Genomic DNA, 19,731 nt, shown 5'->3' on the forward strand with positions numbered 1-19,731 from the left:
GGCGCCGTCCGGGCTATCCCTCCACCCGCCGCCTTACGGCAAGCCCGGCGAGGAGCGCGACGGCGGCGAGCGTGAGGAGGGCGAGGACGCCGGCCCGGCCCGTCGGCGGGAGGTCGTCGTCCGGGCGGTCCGTCACCGGGGGTGTCGTGCCGCGCGTCGGGGTGTCGGTGACGCCTCCGACGCCGCCCGAGGGGTCCTCCGACTGCGTCGGCGTCGGCGTGGGCCGAGCCGTCGTCGGGTCCTCGGTGGGCTCGTCCGTCGTGGGCTCGTCCGTCGGCTCGTCGGTGGTCGGCTCCTCGGTGGGCTCGTCCGTCGTGGGCTCGTCCGTCGGCTCGTCGGTGGTCGGCTCCTCGGTGGGCTCGTCGGTGGTCGGCTCCTCGGTGGGCTCGTCCGGCACGAACGTCGCGGTGAGGCTGCACGTCGCGGCCTGGGCGAGGGCGAGGTCGATCGTCCCGTCCGCGGAGCAGCCGCCGCCGATCGCCAGCGCGTAGCGGGGCGGCCCGCTCAGCGCGACGCTCCGGCTGCCGGCGTCGACCGCGTGGGCGACGCCGAGCGCCGCCTCCTCGCCGTCGACGGTGACCTCGAAGTCGGCCGCCACGGCGGTCCCGCCACCGGTGTTGTCGACCGTGAGCTCGAGGGTGAGCGTCGGACCGACGTCGTCGAAGGTGACGACGCACGTCCGGTTGTCGCCGACCACGAGGACCACGCCGCCGTCGGCGGTGCAGGCGCCGCCGACGCTCACGGCGTAGCCCGCAGGCTCGTCGCCGGGGACGAGCCTGTAGGCGCCAGCGCTCAGCTCGTGCGTCGACTGCACAGCCGCGGCGAGCCCGTCGACGGCCGGCTCGACCGCCACTGTGAACGCTCCCGCTTCGGCCGTGCCGCCGTCGTCGTTGACGACGACGGTCTCGACCGTAAGCACGGACGAGGCGTCGTCGAGGGTGACGACGCACGTCGCCTCGTCCCCGACGGCGAGGCTCACCTCTCCGGCGTCCGCGCACGCCTCGCCGAAGGCGACGGCATACCCGGCCGGGTCACCCTGCGGAGCGACCGCGTACTCGCCGGCGGTGAGCGTGTGCGCCACCCCGTCGGTGCTGCCCGGCGCGCTGGCGATGACCGTCGCCCCCGCGAGGACGTCGATGGTGACGTCAGCCGGGACCGCGGTGCCGCCGTCGTCGTTGACGACGACGACCTCGACGGTGAGGACGGGCGCGACGTCGTCGAGGGTGACGACGCACGTCGCCTCGTCCCCGACGGCGAGGCTCACCTGTCCGGCGTCCGCGCACGCCTCGCCGAACGTGACGGTGTACCCGGCCGGGGAGGCCTGCGGCGCGACGGTGTAGTCACCCGCCGCCAGGGGGTGCGTCACGCCGTCGGCGCTGCCCGGCGCACTCGCCGCGACCGCGGCCTCTGCGAGGACGTCGATGGTGACGTCACCGGCGAGCGCCGTCCCGCCGTCGTCGTTGACGACGACGGTCTCGACCGTGAGCGCGGACGAGGCGTCGTCGAACGTGACGACGCACGTGGCGTCGTCGCCGGCGGCGAGGCTCACGTCCCCGGTGCCTGCGCAGGCCTCGGCGAACGTCATGGTGTAGCCACCCGGCCCGCCCTGCGGCGCGACCGCGTAGTCACCGGCGGTGAGTGTGTGCGCCACCCCGTCGGTGCTGCCCGGGGCGCTGGTCACGACCGTCCCGTCCGCCAGCACACCGATCGTGAAGTCGCCCGGGAGAGCCGTCCCGCCGTCGTCGTTCGTCACGGCGGTGACGACGGTGAGCGTCGGCACGGCGACGACCGTGTCGACGTCCGTGTCGACGTTGTTGGCCGGGGTGAGGTCCGGCCCGAGCGTGCCGTCGTCGTTCGCCTCCGCGACGAGCGCGAGCTCCGTGCCCGGCAGCGGCCCGGCGCCGATCTCGACGGTCAGCGTGCGCGTCAGGCTCGCGCCGGTCGCCAGGTCGGTCAGCGGCCACGAGACGACACCGTCGGAGGCGGTGCCGCCGTCCGAGGCGGAGACGAGCGACGTCCCGACCGGCAGCGCGACACGTGCCTCGACGCCCGTCGCGCCGGCCTCCCCGACGTTGTCGACCGTGACGGTGTACGTGACGTGCTCGCCCGCGCTGACGACGTCACGCCCGTCGTCGATCCCGACGACGAGGTCCGGGCGCTCGAGGATCGTCGTCACGCAGCTACCGAGGAGGGCGTTGAGGACGGGGGTCGGGTCGGCCCCGAAGGTGCCGATGTCGAAGACCGCGCCGCCGCTCTCGAGCGCGAGGTCGGCGTAGCCCTGCGACGAGGCACCGGGCGTGATGATCGAGAACAGCACGGCGTCGTTCGCGGCGAGGGCCGCGCGCGCGTCGTCGACGGTGACGCCGATCTGCTGGACCGGCTCGTCGGCGATGAGCACGAGGCACGTCCCGGCACCCGGCCGCAGGCCGACGCTCGGCGCCAGCGCGTCGATGACCGCGTTGATGCCCGGCTCGGTGCCGCCGGACGTCGTCAGCTGCTGGGCCGCCGCGGCCAGGTCGTCGAGGTTGTCCGTCGGCGGGACGTGGAGGTGCGGCAGGTGCCCGGGCCGGCCGGGCAGGTCGTGGTCCGCGCCGGCGCCGAAGCCCATGAGGCCGATCTGGTAGTCGATCGACTGGGCGAGCTGGTCGGCGATCGCGAGGACGTTGGCGCGCACCGCGGCCTGGTAGCCGCCCATGGAGCCGGACTCGTCGATCATGAAGACGACGTCGCCCGGCGGGCGCTGGACGGTGCTCACCTCGTCGGAGTCGGAGGCCCCGAGGCGGTGGTCGTCCCCGGCGTACTCCGCCGTGAGCGTGCCGCCACCGGGCGGGATGGCCAGCGTGGCGCTGACGAGGCCGTCGGCGTCGGTCGTGACGACCGCGGTGTCCCCGTCGAGCTCGAGCGTGATCTCAGCCCCCGGCAGGGGTTGCCACGTCGTCGTGTCCCACGCCATGGCGCGGACGCTGACGTCGCCGCCGCCCGCGGTGCCGGGCACGGGGTAGACGTTGAGGTACGTGCCACGCTTGTTGACCGTCACCGTCGCCGTGTCCGTGGCGGAGGCGCCGTCCTTGTCCGTCACGGTGAGGCTCGGCGTGTACGTGCCGGCCTCGGCGTAGGTGTGCGGCACCCGGAGCCGGGTGCTCGTGCAGCTCTCGATCGTCTCGCTCTCGCCGTCGCCGAAGTCCCACACGCACGTGAGCGAGGCCCGGTCGGTCGGGCTCGGGTCGTTGACGCTGCCGTTCGGGGTCCAGGTCGTGCCGACGAAGAGCGTCGCGTTCGAGCCGGCTTCCGCCGTGGGTGGCCGGTTCTCGACGGTGACCGTGCGGGTGACCGCGGCCTGCTGGCCGTACGTGTCCGTCACGCTCAGCGTCACGTCGTACGTGCCGTTGTCGGGGAAGGAGTGGGTGAGGTCGGCCGAGCCCGCCGACGTCGGCCCGTACCCCCACGTCCACGTGCGCGCGACGATCCCCCGGTCTGCCACGGGCGTCGTGTCGATGAACCGCGCGCCGGCGCCCTCCGCGACCGTGTCCGGGAAGGTGAAGGCCGGGACGGGCGGGGTGACGACGCGCTGGACCAGGGTCGCCTGCGACTCGTTCCCGTCGGCGTCCTCGACGGTGAGCGTGACCGGGTACTCACCCGGCGCGGCGTAGGTGTGGACCGGGTTCTGCTCGGTCGACGTCTGCCCGTCGCCGAAGTCCCAGTGCCACGACGTGAGGTTGTCGTCCGGGTCGGCCGTGCGGTCCGTGAAGGTCACCGTCGCGGTGCCGACCTGGCCCGTCAGCGCGCGCAGGGCGCTCGTCGAGATGTAGCTCGTGCTGCCGTGGTTGCTCAGGGCGTCGTAGCGCAGGTACCGGGCGGGCACGGGCTCCGGGAGGACGAACTCGGCGATGCCGGCGTTGTTCGCCAGCGCCGTCGCGACGACGGTGCGGATCTCTCCGGTGCCGCCCGTCGACAGCGAGATCTCGAGGTCCTTGACGCGCGTCGTCGTCGAGAAGGTCGAGCCGACCTGGATGCGGTCGACGAGGTAGACGCCGCCGAGGTCGACCGTCACCCCCTGGGGGGTCGTGCCCGGGTCGGGCGTCAGCCACGGGGTGTCGCCGCCGGGGTAGTCGACGTCGAGCATCTCCTCGGCGCGGTACGTCGTGCTCCACTGCCCCGACGTCTCGAGGACGCTCGCGCCGTGGTCGAGGAGGGCGACGTTCGTGCCGCCGTTGTCCGGACGCGGGTTGAACGCCGCCACGGGCGGGCCGGACACGGCGACCTCCTGCGCGTGGACGGCGGAGGTGACGCCGAGCGTGTCCCGGACGCGCAGCGCGACGGTCGTGGGGGAGTCGAAGCTCGCCGACGGCGAGACCTCCGTCGAGTCGACGTCGAACGTCACGCCGTCGTAGTCGAGGTCCCACTCGCGGGAGGCGATGCCGTCGGCGTCGGTGGAGGTGTCGGTGAACGTCACCGTCCCACCGGCGTCCGGCATCGCGGGCGAGTACGTGAAGGAGGCGACCGGCCGGTCGGTGACGACGACGTCGGCCGACGTCGTCGCCTCCTCGTCGTCCTCGCCCGTGACGGTGAGCGTCACCGCGTACGTCCCGGGGTCGGCGTACGTGTGGGTCGGGGCCGCGCTCGTGTAGTCGACGACGCCGTCGCCGTCGACGTCCCAGCTCCACGCGACGACCGGGCCCTCGGGGTCGGTCGAGGTGTCGCTCAGCTGCACCGGCTCGCCCGCGACGGCGGGCTGCGGGGCGACCGTGAAGCTCGCGACCGGCGGTCCGGTGTCCGGGGTCGACGGGTCGCAGTCGTCGTCCTTGCCGTTCCCGCCCACCTCGGTGGCCCCCGGGTTGACGGCCGCGTCGGCGTCGTCGCAGTCGGCGTTCACGTTCCAGCCGTCGCCGTCGGCGTCCGGGTGCTCGGCGTGGACGAGCCAGCTCACGGACGGCCCCGCACCGGAGTCGTCACTCGCGCGCGCCTGGAGCCCGTAGGTGAGCCGGTCCTGCGCGGGGTCCGGGGTGAACGTGTGGTTGGCGCCCGTGCCGACGGCGTCGCCGTCGAGGTACCACGTCACGGTGACCGGGTCGCCGTCGGGATCGCCCGCCGTGACGGAAAAGCTCTGCGCCCCGCCGACACCGACCCGGACGGGCGAGTCGGTAGGTGGTGACGTCGCCGTGATGGTCGGGGGGCGGGTGCTGGCGGCGACCGAGACGCGGGCGTAGTCGGCGGCGCGCCGCCCGCCCGCGTCGGTGACGCGCAGGCCCACGAGCGCCGCGCCCGCGGCGCTCGCCGTGTGGACCACCTCGGCGCCCGTCGCGTCATCGAAGGCGCCGTCGGCGTCGAGGTCCCACTCGAACGTCACGCAGTCCGTGCACGCCCCGGTCAGGGTGAGCGGGCTGCCGGCCGTCGCCGTGTACGGTCCGCCCGCGTCCGCGGTGGGGTAGGGGACGGCTCCAGCTGCGGCGAGGGCCGCCTCGAGGTCGGTGATCACGGGGTTCATCGCGTTGGCGAGGTCGACGAACGTCCCACCCATGGCGTTGTTGACGGCGGTCTGCTCGTTGAAGAGGTCGCCGAAGGACCCCGTGTAGTCGAGGTCGATGTCCTCGAGGACCGTCTCCACGATGTCTTCGAAGGCCTCCTCAGGGACGCCGGCGTTGCGCAGCTCCCGCTCCTCCTCAGCGGTGAGGCCCTCGGTCGCGAGGCGCTCGCGGCCCTCCCGCAGGAGCGCGAGCGTGGCGTCGGGGTTGAAGCCGGCGTCGACGGTCGTGTCGTAGAGATCGTCGACGGCGGCGGACTGCTCGAGCAGCGTCCGGTCGAGGTGCACGGCGTAGTCCTGGATGTCCTCGGCATGCATGAGCGCGGCGGCGACGTCGTTCTCCTCGGCAGCGCCCTGGTACTTCTCGAGCGATCCGAGGAACGCCTGCGCCAGTGCCGCGCCGCGCGCGACCGCTCCCGCCCACTCGGCGACAGCGCCCAGGATGGGCTCGCCGCCCTCAGCGGTGAAGGCGTCGACGGCTGCCAGCGTGCTCGGGTCGGCGAAGTCGGGGTCCGGTGGGTCCGCGGCGATGCCGGCGTAGTAGGACGCGTGGTCGACGATCGTCTTCACCGCAGCGAGCTGGAGCCGGATGGTGTCGGTGAGGCTCACCGTCGGGCAGTACCAGGTGATGGGGATGTTCGGGTCGGGGTGCGACGGCAGCACGAGGCAGACGTAGGTGAGGTAGAAGCCCGTGAGGCTCATGGCGTCCGAGACGGCCATGTACGTCGTCGCCGCGGCGAAGAAGGCGGCGTAAGCCTTCGCGGCGTTCAGCCAGTGCTCCGCCTGGGCCTCGGCGTCGGACTTCATCGCGGCGATCGCGGCGTTGGGCAGGATCGGGACGTCGGTCGGGATCGTCACGGAGAACGCGTTGCGCAGGACCGAGTCCGAGCCGTTGAGCACGCCGTCCTGGCACGTGTCCTCGACGATGTCGTACGTGCCGGTCCCGAGGGACCCGCTCGGCTGCGTGATCGCGACGACCTCGTCGATGATGGCGCTGCCGCCGAGCGCGGACTGGATCGTGTTCGGCGGTCCGCCGCCGGCGTCGGTGAGCGCGCTGCCCGGTCCTACGGTGCCGGCCGGCACGACGTAGATGTCCGAGGCGGTCCAGAACGTGTCGCAGTCGCGCGTGAGGGTGCCGAGGTCGATCGTCACGATCGAGTTCGGGCCGTAGCTCGTCCGATCGAGGTAGAAGCTCGACGCGTCGGCGGCCGCGGGGAGCGCCGCGCCGGCGAGGGTGCCGAGGGCCAGGGCCGCCCCCGCGGCAGCTGCGATGGCGGCTCGGGCAGACGTGCGCATGGTTCCTCCGGGGTCCACAGGTCAGCGTCATGCTGCCGTAGGAATGATCAATCCCGGTGCCCGAAGGGGCAGTCTTTCGGGCACGCGGCGCCCTCGAGTGGCGAGATCAGGCCCGGTATGCGTTGGGGGTGGCGAGGAGTGCCTGCCACGCCCACGTCGCCGCGTCGTGCGCCGGGACCTCCGGCATCCGCTCCACCCAGCACGTCATGACGCCGAGGAGCGAGCCCGCCATGGCGGCCGCCACGACGGGCGGCGGGGCGCTCGACGCCTCCGGCGTGGAGTGGCGCTGAAGGCCCTCGGCCATGAGCTCGGCGATGCGGTTGCGCAGCCGCACGAGCGTGGCCGGCGAGCCCTTCTCACCGAGCGAGAGCCGGTACACCTCGTGGTTCTCCGCGATGTGCTCGAAGTAGGCCACGAGGGTGGCGGGCGGCTCGTCACCCGCGAGCGCCTCGGGCGGGATGCTCGTCACGTCCGCGCCGGCGGCGAGCGCCCGCGAGTCGAGGGCGTCCGCGAGCAGCGCGTCGACGTCGCGGTAGTGCTGGTAGAAGGTCGATCGGTTGACCCCGGCGTGCTCGGTCAGCTGGGCGACGGTGACCGGTTCGTCCGGCGCGGTGCGCAGGATCGCGAGGAGCGCGTCCTGGAGCAGCTTGCGCGATCTGATCGTGCGGGGGTCCTGCGACCCCTCGGCCCGGCGGTACATGAGGGCACAGTAGTCGCCTGACGACGCCTCGTGCCGGGGACCCACGCCACCGGTTGCGGTGCTCCCGGCGGCGCCGGAGGATCGCAGCGCCGCAGCAGGGGAGGACCGACATGGCACCACCACGCACGCTCGTCGTCGTCCTGGCCGGGGGTGCCGGCTCTCGCCTCGAGCTCCTCACCGAGCGCCGGGCCAAGCCGGCCGTCCGCTTCGCCGGGACGCACCGGCTCATCGACTTCCCGCTGAGCAACGCCCGCAACTCCGGCCTCGAGGACGTGTGGGTCGTCCAGCAGTTCCACCCGACGTCGCTCAACGTCCACCTCGCCAACGGCCGTCCGTGGGACCTCGACCGCACCCGCGGCGGCCTCCTCGTGCTCGAGCCCTACCAGGGGGACGAGCGCGAGGGCTGGCACGCGGGCACGGCGGACGCCCTGTGGCGCCACGCCCGCCTCATCGCCGAGCACCGGGCCGACGTCGTCGTCGTCGCCTCGGCGGACGCCGTCTACCGCCTCGACTACGCCGACGTCGTCGCCGAGCACCTCGCCTCCGGGGCGGAGCTGACGATGGTCACCGTCCAGCACGACGGCGACAACACGCGCTACGGCGTCGTCGAGACCGACGAGGGACGCGTGACGGGCTACGCGCTCAAGCCCGACCGTCCCGCGACGGACGTCGTGACGACGGAGGTGTTCATCTTCGCCCCGGACGCCCTCCTCGCGGCGCTCGAGCGGGTCGCGGAGCAGGGGGAGGAGGCGATGACGGACCTCGGGGTCGCGCTCCTGCCGTCCTTCGTCGAGCGTGGCGTGGCGCGCGAGCACCGGCACACCGGCTACTGGCAGGACGTCGGCACCGTGGACGCGTACTGGCGCACCAACCTCGCGTTCGCCTCGCCCGACGCCCCCTTCGACGTCGACGACGACGCCTGGCCGATCGTCACGCGCGGCACCCGCCGGGGTGGCGTGCGGGTCAGCCCGCAGGGACAGGTCGAACGGTCCCTCCTCGGTGCCGGGGTCACCATCGAGGGGCGCGTGAGCGGCAGCGTCCTCGGCCCGGGGGTGCGCGTGGGACCGGGCGCGGAGGTCATCGACTCCGTCCTCCTCGACGACGTCGTGGTCGGGGCCGGGGCGCGCGTCGAGCGCGCGGTCCTCGACGAGGGGGCACAGATCGCCGACGGCGTCGTCGTGGGCGGACCGGCCCCCTCGGGCGAGGCTGACGACGAGGACGGGATCACTCTCGTCGGCACGGACGCGGAGGTGCGGCGCGACCTCTCGACGGGCGCTCGGCACCCGGAGCGGTAAGGCTTGCCCCCTGGAGGGCGCACCCGCGCCGCAGACGACGACGGAGGGGCACGATGGCGAGCACGAGGCACGGCGACGGCGGACGCACGCAGACGGCGGGCAGGACGGGCGCGGAGCCCGAGGACGGCCGCAAGCCCGACGGCCCGACCGACCTGACGAAACCCTCGTGGGGCTACACGCTGCGCAAGACGCTCCGGGAGTTCGGCAAGGACCAGTGCACGGACCTCGCGGCGGCCCTGACGTACTACGCGGTCCTCTCGCTGTTCCCCGCGCTCATCGCGCTCGTGTCGATCCTCGGGCTCGTCGGTCAGGCCGAGGCGACGACGGACACCCTCCTCCAGATGGCCTCGGACTTCGTGCCGCAGGACACGCTCGACCAGATCGAGCCGATCATCGCGAGCGTCGCGGGCGCATCGGGCGCGAGCATCGGACTCATCATCGGTATCCTCACCGCGCTGTGGACGGCGTCGAACTACGTCAACGCCTTCGGGCGGGCGATGAACCGGATCTACGAGATCCCCGAGGGGCGTCCGATCTGGAAGCTGCGTCCCATCATGTACGGCATCACCGCGCTGCTCCTCGTGCTCGTGGCCCTCGTCGGCGTCATGCTCGTCGTCTCCGGTCCGGTGGCCCAGGCCGTCGGGGACGCCATCGGTCTCGGCTCGACCGCCGTGACCGTGTGGAACATCGCGAAGTGGCCGGTCGTCCTCGTGGCCATCATCGTCATCGTCGCGCTCCTCTACTACTTCACCCCGAACGTCAAGCAGCCGAAGTTCACGTGGATCAGCGTGGGCGCGATCGTCGCCATCGTCGTCGCGCTCCTCGCGTCCGTCGGGCTCGGGTTCTACGTCGCCAACTTCGGCAGCTACGACGCGACGTACGGGGCGCTCGCCGGCGTCATCGTGTTCCTGCTGTGGATCTACGTCATGAACCTCGCCCTGCTCTTCGGCGCCGAGCTCGACGCCGAGCTCGAGCGCTCGCGCGAGCTCCAGGGCGGTATCGCCGCCGAGGAGACCATCCAGCTCCCGCCGCGGGACACGAAGGCGAGCGACAAGAAGGCGGAGAAGGAGCAGGAGGACATCGCCAAGGGCCGCGAGCTGCGTGAGTCCGCCGGTCGCAACGCCGACGCGGACGAGTGAGCGCCTGCGGATGCGGCGGGCCGGGAGCGGTGCGAGCGTAGGCCCATGAGCGAGAACACCACCCCCAGCGAGAAGCCCTACGACGCCGCGCAGGACCCGGACGCGGACCCCGACATGCTCGAGAACCGCCGTCCGGGCACGAGCGCGCCGAACCAGCCCGCCGAGGGTGCGGACGACGCCGACGTGACGGGCGAGCCCGAGTCCTGACGGACGCGACGACGAGGAGCACCACGTGAGGGTCGTCGTCGTCGGTGCGAGCGGGAACGTCGGGACGGCGGTGCTACGAGCCTTGCACCGCCGTCCCGAGGTCACCTCGGTCGTCGGGGTCGCCCGCCGGTTCCCCGACCGCTCCAGCGCCCCGTACGACGGGGCGGAGTGGGTCCGGGCGGACATCGGCGAGCCCGTGCGGGGCAGCGCGGAGGAGATGGAGCTCCTCGCGCACCTCGAGGGCACGTTCGCCGGCGCCGACGCCGTCGTCCACCTGGCGTGGCTCCTCCAGCCGAACCACGAGCGCGAGGTGCTGCGGCGCACGAACGTCGAGGGGACCCGCCGGGTGGCGCTGGCCGCCGCGGGCGCGGGTGTGCGCCACCTCGTCGTCGGGTCGTCCGTGGGGGCGTACGGCGGCGTCGACGACGACCTCCCGCGCGACGAGACCTGGCCGACGCTCGGCGTCCCGACGTCGGAGTACAGCGTCGACAAGGCCGCCCAGGAGCGGGTCGTCGACGAGGTCCACCGCGACAACCCGGCCATGGTCGTCGCCCGGGTGCGGCCCGGGCTCATCTTCCAGGAGGCCGCCGGCGCGGAGATCGCACGCTACTTCCTCGGGCGGTTCGTCCCCGTCCGCCCGCTGCGCCGGCACCGTCTGCCGTTCGCGCCGCTGCCGGCCGGCGTGCGCGCACAGGCGCTCCACGCCGACGACGTCGCCGACGCCTACGCCCGGATCGTCGTCCAGCGTGCCGGGGGCCCCTTCAACCTCGCTGCCGACGACCTCCTCACCGCCGACGCCCTCGCCCGGGTGCTCGACCACGGCCGCCTCGTCGAGCTCCCGCCGCGGCTCGTCCGCGCGGTCGTCGCGGGGACGTGGCACGCGCACCTGCAGCCCACGAGCCCGGGATGGGTCGACCTCGCGATGAGCGTGCCCGTCATGGACACGACTCGTGCGCGCGTCGTCCTCGGCTGGCGCCCACGGCGCACCGCGGCCTCGGCGCTGCGCGAGCTCATGCGCGGCATCGCGCACGGCGAGGGCGGCGCGAGCGTCCCCATGCGCCCCCGCTGACCCCCGCTGCGGCGCGCACTTCCACGCAAACCCCCTCGTGATCATGCAGAAGTGCCGCTGCCCCGGCACTTCTGCATGACCACCAGAGGAGGTGGGAAGCCTGGGAGGCGCGGGTCAGGAGAGGGCGGGGATGACCTCGCGCTCGAAGAGCTCGATCCCCGACGTGTCGTAGGCCGCCTCGGGGAAGTAGAAGATCCCGTAACTCATCCCCGCCTCGCGCAGCGCCGTGAGGTTCTCGATGATCTGCTCCGGCGTGCCGTGGGCCGGCATGCCGCGGAACCCGCGGAGCTGGGCCTCGACCTGCTCGGGGCCCAGGTGCGCGCTGAGGCGCTCGGTGAGCGCGTCGAGGCGCTGGTCGACCTCGGCCGCGGTGGCGCCGATCATGACGTTGTAGTTTGCCGAGCGGACGATCGCGTCGAAGTCGGTGCCCTGCTCGCGGCAGTGCTCGGCGAGGATCCCCGACTTCCGGGTGAAGCCCTCGAGCGTGCCGTCGAAGTTCGTGTAGCGGGCGTGCTGCGCGGCGATCCGCAGGGTGACCTTCTCCCCGCCGCCCGCGATCCACAGCGGCGGGCCGTCGACCTGGCGGGGGAGCGGGCGGCAGATCGCGCCGTCGACCTGGTAGTGCTTCCCCTCCAGCGTGGCCACGCCGTCTGTCCACGCCTGGCGCATGATCTGGACGCCCTCGTCGAGCATCCCGAGCCGGACCCCCGCACGCGGGAAGTCGTAGCCGTAGGCGCGCCACTCGTGCTCGTACCAGCCGCCGCCGATGCCCATCTCGAGGCGCCCGCCGCTGATGTGGTCGATCGTCGCGGCGACCTTGGCGAGGTACATCGGGTTGCGGTAGCCCATGCACGTGCACATCTGGCCGAGGCGGACGCGCTTGGTGACGGCGGCGAGGCCGGCCATGAGGCTCCACGCCTCGTGCGTCGCCTCCTCGCTCGGCTCCGGCGTCGTGTGGAAGTGGTCGTAGACCCAGACCGACTCCCACGGGCCCGCGTCGGCCCGCTTCGCCAGGTCGCTCATGACGGTCCAGTGCTGCGCCTCGTCGATCCCGACGAGGTCGAAGCGCCAGCCCTGGGGCACGAACATGCCAAATCGCATCGATGTCATGCAGCCAACTCTAGGCGTGGCGCACGAGGTGCGGCCTGTCGGTGGCGATGGTGAGGTTGTCCTACCCGGCCTAGAAGGAGCCCCGCATGCGACCCACGGTCCCCGACCACCTCGACGCCGACCTGCTCGACCTCTACCTCTCCGACCACCTCTCCGGTGCGGCCGGCGGCGTCGGTCGCTTCGAACGGATGGCCAAGGTGTGGGCGGACACCCCGTTCGGTGAGGAGTTCGCGGCCCTCGCGCGGCAGGTGGGCCAGGAGAGCGACACCGTCCGGGAGATCATCTCGGCGCTGGGGGCACGCCAGCGCCGCCACCGCCAGCTCGCCGTCGCTGTCGCCGAGCACATGGCCCGGCTCAAGATCAACCGCCGCCCGTTCCGTCGCTCGCCCATGGGCCTCCTGCTCGAGGTCGAGATCATGCGCAGCGCCGTCCTCGGCAAGCGCGGGCTGTGGCAGACGATGGCCGAGCTCGCGGCGGACCTCGGCCTGCCCGAGGAGACGTTCGCGACGCTCGTCGAGCGGTCGGACGAGCAGATCGAGGTCCTCGAGCGGCTCCACGCCCGGATCCGCGCTCGCGCGTTCCGGGTCGCCGCCGACTGACGCGAGCGGCGCGAGATCACGGGCGGGTCTCGTTCGGCGGAGTTCGCCCGGGCAGACGTGTCCGCGTGCGTAGGCTGAGCGGCGTGAGCACCCGGGGGCAGGAGACGGAGCAGGCGCGCGCTGAGCGCATCGTCACCGTCCCCAACGTCATCAGCCTGCTCCGGCTCCTCCTCGTGCCGGTCTTCGCGTGGCTCATCCTCAACGAGTACGACGTCGCGGCGCTCGTCGTCCTCGCCGCCGCCGGTGCGAGCGACTGGCTCGACGGCTACCTCGCGCGCCGCCTCAACCAGACGACGCGCGTGGGGCAGATCCTCGACCCGGCCGCCGACCGGCTGTACATCTTCGTCACGCTCATCGCCCTCGCGTGGCGCGAGCTCGTGCCCGGCTGGCTCGTCGGGCTCATCGTCGTGCGCGAGCTCGTCCTCGCGGGGATGATCCCCGTCCTCAGCCGCTACGGGTACGGGCCGCTCCCCGTCCACATGGCGGGGAAGGCCGGCACCTTCGGCCTCATGTACGCCTTCCCGCTCCTCCTCCTCGCCGGCACCCCGGGGCTCCTCGGCGTGGTCGCCTCGACGTTCGGCTGGGCCAGCGCGCTGTGGGGGGTGGGCCTGTACTGGTTCGCCTGCCTCCTCTACGTCGAGCAGGTCGTCGCCATCGTGCGCACCGAGCGCGCGCGGGCGCGGACGCCCGGGGTGCGGTCCGCGTGAACGTCCCACCCGTGCGTCCCGACGTCTCGATGACACTGCTGCGGGAGGTCATGGACCGTCCGCTCGACGCCGGGTACCACGAGGCTGCGGAGCGCAAGGCGCGGGGCACCGCGCCGGTCCTGCCCCTGTGGCGCAAGGCGGTCATCGTCGCCGTCGCCGCCACCCTCGGCCTCGTGTCCGTGTGGGCGGCCCGCGAGCTGCGCGCCCCCCGGGAGGGCGCGACCGAGGCTCGCCAGCTCCTCACCGAGGAGATCCGGGACCGCACCGCGCAGGGTGAGACGCTGACGGAGGAGCACGCCCAGGTGGTCGCCGCGATCGAGACGCTCCAGGCGCAGCGGCTCCAGGGCGCCGACGGTGCGTTCCTCGACTACCTCCAGCTCCTCGGCGTCAACGCGGGCAGCGCCGCGGTGAGCGGCCCCGGCGTCGTCATCACCCTCGACGACTCCCGTGACGCCATCGAGGGGGTCCCGGGCTCAGACGAGGGGTTCGTCCAGGACCTCGACCTACAGGTCGTCGCGACGGCGCTGTGGTCCGCGGGGGCCGAGGCCGTGGCCATCAACGGGCACCGGCTGACGACCCTCAGCGCCATCCGCTCGGCGGGGCGAGCCATCCTCGTCGACCTGGCCCCGCTCGCGCGCCCCTATACGATCGAGGCCGTCGGTGACCCGCAGAGCCTGCAGACGGGTCTGGCGCGGACCACCGGCGGAGCGCACCTCGCCGCGCTGCGCGACACGTTCGGGATCTCCGTGAGCATCTCACGCGCCGACGACCTCGAGCTGTCGGGGAGCCCGGCCCGGACGCTGCGCTACGCGAACCCGATGGCCACCGGCGAGGACCAGGTGCCCGTCCCGGGCGCCGACGGAGAGGGAAGGTAGAGAGCCATGCTCGCCATCATCGGGCTCGTCCTCGGCGTCGTCGTCGGACTCGTCGTCGAGCCGACGGTGCCCCCGGCCCTCCAGCCGTACCTGCCGATCGCCGTCGTCGCCGCGCTCGATGCGCTCTTCGGCGCCGTGCGGGCCTACCTCGACGGGGTGTTCGACGACCGGGTCTTCGTCGTCTCGTTCCTCTTCAACGTCGTCATCGCCGCGTTCATCGTCTTCCTCGGCGACCAGCTCGGGGTCGGGACGCAGCTGAGCACCGCCGTCGTCGTCGTCCTCGGCATCCGCATCTTCTCCAACGCCGCGTCGATCCGGCGCCAGATCTTCAAGGCGTAGCGGCGTGGCACCACAGGCGAAGGGGACCCACCGGGCCGCGGGGGAGCGGGGGGAGGCGCCGCACGTCGCTCCCGGCGCGCACGCCCGGGCCAGGCTCAGGGACCTGCTCGTGCGTCCTCGGCGCAGCGCCGTGCACGTGCTCATCGTGCTCCTCTGCGTCGGCGTCGGCTTCGCGCTCGTGGCCCAGGTGCGCCACACCCACGATGACTCCCTCGCCACGATGCGCCAGGACGACCTCGTGCGGCTGCTAGACGAGCTGACCGAGCGCAACAACAACCTCGTCCTCGAGGGCAACGCGCTGCGCCGCGAGCTCGCCGAGCTCGAGTCGGGCTCGAGCACCCGCGCCGCCGCCCAGGAGGCCGCCGAGCAGCAGGCGCGCGTCCAGGGCATTCTCGCCGGCACCCTGCCCGTCGTCGGGCCGGGCGTCGCGCTGACGATCCACGACCCGGGCCGCGACGTCTCGGCCCTCACCCTAGTCAACGTCCTCGAGGAGCTGCGCAACGCAGGCGCCGAGGCGATCGAGCTGTCCGGGCAGCGGCTCACGGCGTCGAGCTGGATCACGGGCGGGGGCGACGGCGTCGTCGTCACGGGCACCGAGGTGAGCCCGCCGTACGTGTGGCGCGCGATCGGGGACCCGCAGACCCTCGCCGTCGCGCTGGACATCCCCGGCGGGGCGCTCGCCTCGATCCGCACCGCCGGCGGGACCGCCGTGCTCGAGGAGCACGAGGAGCTCGAGATCACCTCCGTCCGGGCACTCACGGCGCCGGAGTACGCCACCCCCGTGCCCGCCCAGACCTCGTGAGAGCACCCCCTGTCCTCATGGGCTGTAACGCGGAGCACTTTGGCAACTATGGTGGGGCCCAGGACGACGGCGTGAACACACACTTGGAGGCGGCGAGATGAGCACTGGTCCAGAGCCGCAGGACACGACGAGCACGACCGCGCGCCTCGGCGCCGTCGGCGAGGTCGAGCAGGAGAGCCCGCTCCAGGCCGGGCCGCCGCAGGAGGACGTCGCTGCCGTGGAGGCGCTGCCCCCCGGGCACGCGCTCCTCATCGTCCAGCGTGGACCCAATGCCGGCGCGCGTTTTCTGCTCGATGCCGAGCGGACGCTCGCCGGACGCCACCCGAGCACCGACATCTTCCTCGACGACGTCACCGTCTCGCGCAAGCACGCCGAGTTCCTCGCTGCCGACGGCGGTCACGTCGTCCGTGACGTCGGTTCGCTCAACGGCACGTACGTCAACCGCGAGCGGATCGACCAGGCGACCCTGCGCGCCGGTGACGAGGTCCAGATCGGCAAGTACCGCCTCACCTACCACCCGAGCCCCGAGCGCGCCGGCGCCGGTGGCGGTGACGCGTCCCAGTGAGTCCGGCCGCTCGACCCGGACGCGCACAGCAGCCGGACGACTCCGCACGCGAGGAGGGCGCCGCCGAGCGCGACCCGAGCCCGCAGCCGTGGCCACCCGGGGCGTCGACGACGGCGAGCATGAGCATCGGGGCAGTCCTCGCCGTGCTCCAGCCCGAGTTCCCCGCGGTCCGGATCTCCAAGCTCCGCTTCCTCGAGGAGCAGGGCCTCGTCACCCCCAGCCGCACCGGCTCCGGCTACCGGATGTACAGCCAGGCCGACGTCGAGCGCCTGCGGTTCGCGCTCACGGCGCAGCGCGACAGCTTCCTGCCGCTCCGCGTCATCCGTGAGCAGCTCGCCGAGCTCGACGCAGGGCGGTCGGTCGAGCTCGCTCCCGGGACCCGCGTCGTCGCCCGGGACGGGGAGCTGCTCGACCGCCGCCCGTCCGCGCGGGTGAGCGCCGCCGAGCTCGCCGAGCTCACGGGGGCCAGCCTGGCCGACGTCGAGGAGCTGTCCGCCGCCGGCCTCCTCACGCCGGACTCCCGCGGGCGCTACCCCGGGCGCGCGGTCCAGGTCACCCAGCTGGCGCTCTCGCTCTCCCGGCACGGCATCTCGCCGCGCCACCTGCGCACCGTCCGCAGCGGTGCCCAGCGCCAGGCCGACACGATCGACCAGGTCGTCGCCCCGGAGCGCGCCCAGCGCTCGGGGGGTGCGCGTGAGCGTGGTGCGGCACGCGCGGCGGAGCTCGCCGAGCTCTACGCCCAGCTCCACGCCGAGCTGCTCCGCGCGGCGGTCGACGAGCTGTCCTGACGGCTGCGCGCTTGCCCGAAAGGGCAGCGGGAGACCGGCTCGTTCCCGCGCGCGCGCCCCGGCCCGGACGTACGGTTCTTCCATGCGCGAGATGGATGTGCTCGGTGTGCGGGTCAGCATCCCCGAGAACGAGGTGGTCGTCGTCCTCGCCGACCGGACGGGGCCCGTCGTCCTGCCCATCGTCATCGGCCCGCGCGAGGGCGCATCGATCGCCTCGGCGCAGGCCGGGATCGTCCCAGAACGGCCCCAGACGCACGACCTGCTCGTGACGATCCTCGGGCAGACGGGCACGCACCTCGACGAGGTCCGCGTCACGAGCCTCGAGGCCGGGACCTTCCACGCCGAGCTCGTCCTCAGCACCGGGCAGCACATCGACGCGCGGCCGTCGGACGCCATCGCCCTCGCCATCCGGGCCCACTGCCCGGTCATGTGCGAGGAGGACGTCCTGTCCGTGGCCGGTATCGTCATGGAGGAGGACGAGGACGGCGAGGTCGTCGAGGAGTTCCGGACCTTCCTCGAGCACGTCGAGCCGGAGGATTTCGCCGACTGAGGCGGCATGACGACGCTCGCCCTCAAGTTCAGGTTGAGGGTAAGACACGCGGAAAACGACACGCCGTGCGACTCGCGTCGCATGTCGTTGACGCACCCCTTGTCCACACCTAGCGTGGTCCTCAACGAAGCCATGAGCGCCAGGTGCGCACACCGGCACACGGACGAACGGGAGATGCACGTGAGCGGCATTGATGCGAACGCCGACGCCGCCCCCGGCGTCCCGCAACGTGCGCAGGGCATGCTCTTCGGCGACGCGTTGCCGGACCTGGACACCGAGACCGGTTACCGCGGGCCCACCGCCTGCCGGGCCGCGGGGATCACTTACCGCCAGCTCGACTACTGGGCCCGGACGGGCCTCGTCGAGCCGAGCATCCGCTCGGCGAGCGGCTCCGGCTCCCAGCGGCTCTACAGCTTCCGCGACATCCTCGTCCTCAAGGTCGTCAAGCGGCTCCTCGACACCGGCGTCTCGCTCCAGCAGATCCGGACCGCGGTCCACCACCTCCACGAGCGTGGCGTCGAGGACCTCGCGCAGATCACCCTCATGAGTGACGGCGCGAGCGTCTACGAGTGCACCAGCGCGGACGAGGTCATCGACCTCGTCCAGGGCGGCCAGGGCGTCTTCGGCATCGCCGTCGGGCGCGTGTGGCGTGAGGTCGAGGGCTCCCTCGCCGAGCTGCCCACGGAGCGCGCCCACGACGACGCCCCCGCCGTCGAGGACGAGCTCTCCCGGCGCCGACGGGCGCGCGACGCCGTCTGACGCCCTCGTCGAGGCCGCGCGCAGCTGCCGCGCGCGGGGCGGCCTGACGCGCCGGTCATGGACGGCGACGACGGGCGAGGTCGCTCACCTCATACGATCACGCCATGAGCAATCCAATCGCGGGCTGGTACCCCGATCCCTCGGGTGACCCGAGCCGCCTTCGATACTGGGACGGCGGCACGTGGACCGAGCACTTCGCCGAAGCCCGCCCGTCCGCCGCGTCAGCGTCTGAGGCGGCAGGCCCGGCCGCAGGAGAGACGCAGGCAGGCGTCGGCGCCGCCGGCTACGGCGCCGCACCGGGCTACGGCGACAGCGGCACCTACGCGGGCCAGGCCGGTGGCGCCGGTCAGAACCCCGGCGAGCGCCCCTACGCCGCGGGCGAGGGGCAGGGCACGCCGTGGCAGACCCCCCAGCAGCAGGCGTCCACGGCCGGGTACCCCGGAGCGAGCTACCCCGGCGCGGAGCCCTCGCTCGTGTGGGCGCAGGACGGCGCGCAGAACCCCTACGGGCCCGGCGCAGGCGCTCCCGGCGGCGCACCGGACGGCCAGGGGACCGGGTCCCAGAAGGGTGTCGTCATCGGCATCGTCATCGGTGCGGTCCTCCTCATCGCCGCCGTCATCGTCACGGCTGTCGTCCTCCTCGGCGGGGACGACGAGGACCCCGAGCCCGTGACGCGCCCGACGACGACCGTCAGCCCCGACGCGCCGACCGGGGACGCCCCCGAGACGGACGCACCCACGACGCCGGCGGGGCCGGCCGTGCCGGACGGCGCCGTCATCGAGGTCGGCGCGCCCGTGAGCGGATCCGTGCCGGCCAACGGTGAGTGGGCCGCCACCTTCACCCTCGCCGAGGAGTCCGTCGTCGTCGTCGACGCGCGGAGCACGAACGACCAGGACCTCACCCTCCAGGTGCTCGGGTCGGACGGCCGCGAGCTGGAGAACGACGACCGCGACGACGTCTTCGAGGACGGCGGCAGCAACTGGCGCGACCCCGCCATCGGTGCCCAGCTCGAGCCGGGCGAGTACACCGTCGTCCTCACCGAGTACACCGAGAGCGCGTCCGACTTCACCCTCTCCCTCGACACCGTGGAGCTCGTCTCCCTCGGGACCGTCCCCGTGGAGATCCCGGCGGGCGGCGCGTGGCTCGCAGCCATCGAGCTCCCCGCGGACGGCGTCTACGTCTTCGACGCGGTCTCCTCGGACGACGCCGACCCGGTGCTCTCCGTCGTCTCGCTCGACGGCGAGGAGTACAGCAACGACGACAGCAGCGAGGGCGCCGGATCCGCGCGTGACCCCTACCTGCGCGACCTGTTCGCGCCGGGGCTGTACTTCGTCGGTATGACCGAGTGGAGTGACGCGGCTGCGACCATCCAGCTGACGATCGCAGCCGAGTAACGACGGCACCTGCCAC

At 73.1% G+C, this 19,731-nt stretch carries 17 protein-coding genes; 14 read left to right on the forward strand and 3 right to left on the reverse strand.

All coding sequences use genetic code 11. From position 1 onward, the window contains the following. Positions 1–13 precede the first annotated feature (13 nt). Both V2J63_RS08690 and V2J63_RS08695 read right to left on the reverse strand, forming a co-directional pair. Positions 14–6,817, reverse strand: a complete 6,804-nt coding sequence (locus tag V2J63_RS08690) for a PKD domain-containing protein (protein WP_331230629.1) — start codon at positions 6,815–6,817, stop codon at positions 14–16. Positions 6,818–6,923: 106 nt separating this feature from the next. Continuing rightward, positions 6,924–7,517 (reverse strand): TetR/AcrR family transcriptional regulator, encoded by a 594-nt coding sequence (locus tag V2J63_RS08695; protein ID WP_331230631.1) that lies wholly within the window; start codon positions 7,515–7,517, stop codon positions 6,924–6,926. 110 nt (positions 7,518–7,627) lie between these two features. Here V2J63_RS08695 and V2J63_RS08700 point away from each other — a divergent pair, with 110 nt between their 5' ends. Genes V2J63_RS08700 through V2J63_RS08715 form a run of 4 tightly spaced genes read left to right on the forward strand, consistent with a single transcriptional unit; the run spans position 7,628 to position 11,227 of the window. Further along, positions 7,628–8,812 (forward strand): glucose-1-phosphate adenylyltransferase family protein, encoded by a 1,185-nt coding sequence (locus V2J63_RS08700; protein ID WP_331230632.1) that lies wholly within the window; start codon positions 7,628–7,630, stop codon positions 8,810–8,812. Between the two features lie 53 nt (positions 8,813–8,865). Continuing rightward, positions 8,866–9,951 (forward strand): YihY/virulence factor BrkB family protein, encoded by a 1,086-nt coding sequence (locus V2J63_RS08705; RefSeq protein ID WP_331230633.1) that lies wholly within the window; start codon positions 8,866–8,868, stop codon positions 9,949–9,951. A gap of 45 nt (positions 9,952–9,996) precedes the next feature. After that, the gene (locus V2J63_RS08710) at positions 9,997–10,158 is read left to right on the forward strand and encodes a hypothetical protein (protein WP_331230634.1); all 162 of its coding nucleotides are present in this window, start codon (positions 9,997–9,999) and stop codon (positions 10,156–10,158) included. Between the two features lie 25 nt (positions 10,159–10,183). Next, positions 10,184–11,227, forward strand: coding sequence for an NAD-dependent epimerase/dehydratase family protein (locus tag V2J63_RS08715; RefSeq protein ID WP_331230635.1), 1,044 nt, complete (start codon positions 10,184–10,186; stop codon positions 11,225–11,227). A 114-nt stretch (positions 11,228–11,341) separates the two neighbouring features. Here the strand turns inward: V2J63_RS08715 and V2J63_RS08720 are convergent, their stop codons facing one another. Continuing rightward, entirely contained in the window at positions 11,342–12,328 is a 987-nt protein-coding gene (locus V2J63_RS08720; RefSeq protein WP_331230719.1) for an LLM class F420-dependent oxidoreductase, read from the reverse strand. Positions 12,329–12,423: 95 nt separating this feature from the next. Between V2J63_RS08720 and V2J63_RS08725 the strand changes: the two genes are divergently transcribed. The 10 genes from V2J63_RS08725 (at position 12,424) to V2J63_RS08770 (ending at position 19,715) form a co-directional block, all read left to right on the forward strand. Beyond that, positions 12,424–12,936 (forward strand): hypothetical protein, encoded by a 513-nt coding sequence (locus V2J63_RS08725; protein WP_331230636.1) that lies wholly within the window; start codon positions 12,424–12,426, stop codon positions 12,934–12,936. 83 nt (positions 12,937–13,019) lie between these two features. Beyond that, the gene (locus tag V2J63_RS08730; protein ID WP_331230637.1) at positions 13,020–13,643 is read left to right on the forward strand and encodes a CDP-alcohol phosphatidyltransferase family protein; all 624 of its coding nucleotides are present in this window, start codon (positions 13,020–13,022) and stop codon (positions 13,641–13,643) included. Next, entirely contained in the window at positions 13,640–14,518 is an 879-nt protein-coding gene (locus tag V2J63_RS08735; RefSeq protein ID WP_331230639.1) for a DUF881 domain-containing protein, read from the forward strand. The genes V2J63_RS08730 and V2J63_RS08735 overlap by 4 nt, the downstream gene beginning before the upstream one ends. Positions 14,519–14,524: 6 nt before the next feature. Beyond that, complete coding sequence (locus V2J63_RS08740; protein ID WP_331230640.1) at positions 14,525–14,857, forward strand: small basic family protein; 333 nt, start codon at positions 14,525–14,527, stop codon at positions 14,855–14,857. A gap of 4 nt (positions 14,858–14,861) precedes the next feature. After that, entirely contained in the window at positions 14,862–15,659 is a 798-nt protein-coding gene (locus V2J63_RS08745) for a DUF881 domain-containing protein (protein WP_331230641.1), read from the forward strand. 97 nt (positions 15,660–15,756) lie between these two features. Continuing rightward, positions 15,757–16,224 (forward strand): FHA domain-containing protein, encoded by a 468-nt coding sequence (locus tag V2J63_RS08750; RefSeq protein ID WP_331230642.1) that lies wholly within the window; start codon positions 15,757–15,759, stop codon positions 16,222–16,224. Positions 16,225–16,343: 119 nt separating this feature from the next. Next, a complete protein-coding gene (ftsR, locus tag V2J63_RS08755; RefSeq protein ID WP_331230643.1) occupies positions 16,344–17,012 on the forward strand; it encodes a transcriptional regulator FtsR in 669 nt (222 codons plus the stop codon). 82 nt (positions 17,013–17,094) lie between these two features. Then, positions 17,095–17,562 carry a bifunctional nuclease family protein gene (locus V2J63_RS08760; protein WP_331230644.1) on the forward strand — a complete coding sequence of 156 codons (468 nt, stop codon included), beginning with the start codon at positions 17,095–17,097 and terminating at the stop codon, positions 17,560–17,562. 174 nt (positions 17,563–17,736) lie between these two features. Next, positions 17,737–18,321 (forward strand): MerR family transcriptional regulator, encoded by a 585-nt coding sequence (locus tag V2J63_RS08765; RefSeq protein ID WP_434056299.1) that lies wholly within the window; start codon positions 17,737–17,739, stop codon positions 18,319–18,321. A gap of 104 nt (positions 18,322–18,425) precedes the next feature. Continuing rightward, the gene (locus tag V2J63_RS08770; RefSeq protein WP_331230645.1) at positions 18,426–19,715 is read left to right on the forward strand and encodes a DUF2510 domain-containing protein; all 1,290 of its coding nucleotides are present in this window, start codon (positions 18,426–18,428) and stop codon (positions 19,713–19,715) included. Positions 19,716–19,731 lie beyond the last annotated feature (16 nt).

The organism is Georgenia wangjunii, assembly GCF_036421975.1.
GTDB lineage: Bacteria > Actinomycetota > Actinomycetes > Actinomycetales > Actinomycetaceae > Georgenia_A > Georgenia_A wangjunii.

Bases quoted from the DNA above. Each gene is read 5' to 3' on its own strand.
- V2J63_RS08750 (WP_331230642.1), top strand. From the start codon at position 15,757: ATGAGCACTGGTCCAGAGCCGCAGGACACGACGAGCACGACCGCGCGC.
- V2J63_RS08720 (WP_331230719.1), bottom strand. From the start codon at position 12,328: ATGCGATTTGGCATGTTCGTGCCCCAGGGCTGGCGCTTCGACCTCGTC.
- V2J63_RS08740 (WP_331230640.1), top strand. From the start codon at position 14,525: ATGCTCGCCATCATCGGGCTCGTCCTCGGCGTCGTCGTCGGACTCGTC.
- V2J63_RS08695 (WP_331230631.1), bottom strand. From the start codon at position 7,517: ATGTACCGCCGGGCCGAGGGGTCGCAGGACCCCCGCACGATCAGATCG.
- V2J63_RS08765 (WP_434056299.1), top strand. From the start codon at position 17,737: ATGCACGTGAGCGGCATTGATGCGAACGCCGACGCCGCCCCCGGCGTC.
- V2J63_RS08710 (WP_331230634.1), top strand. From the start codon at position 9,997: ATGAGCGAGAACACCACCCCCAGCGAGAAGCCCTACGACGCCGCGCAG.
- V2J63_RS08690 (WP_331230629.1), bottom strand. From the start codon at position 6,817: ATGCGCACGTCTGCCCGAGCCGCCATCGCAGCTGCCGCGGGGGCGGCC.
- V2J63_RS08760 (WP_331230644.1), top strand. From the start codon at position 17,095: ATGCGCGAGATGGATGTGCTCGGTGTGCGGGTCAGCATCCCCGAGAAC.
- V2J63_RS08700 (WP_331230632.1), top strand. From the start codon at position 7,628: ATGGCACCACCACGCACGCTCGTCGTCGTCCTGGCCGGGGGTGCCGGC.
- V2J63_RS08705 (WP_331230633.1), top strand. From the start codon at position 8,866: ATGGCGAGCACGAGGCACGGCGACGGCGGACGCACGCAGACGGCGGGC.
- V2J63_RS08725 (WP_331230636.1), top strand. From the start codon at position 12,424: ATGCGACCCACGGTCCCCGACCACCTCGACGCCGACCTGCTCGACCTC.
- ftsR (WP_331230643.1), top strand. From the start codon at position 16,344: ATGAGCATCGGGGCAGTCCTCGCCGTGCTCCAGCCCGAGTTCCCCGCG.
- V2J63_RS08770 (WP_331230645.1), top strand. From the start codon at position 18,426: ATGAGCAATCCAATCGCGGGCTGGTACCCCGATCCCTCGGGTGACCCG.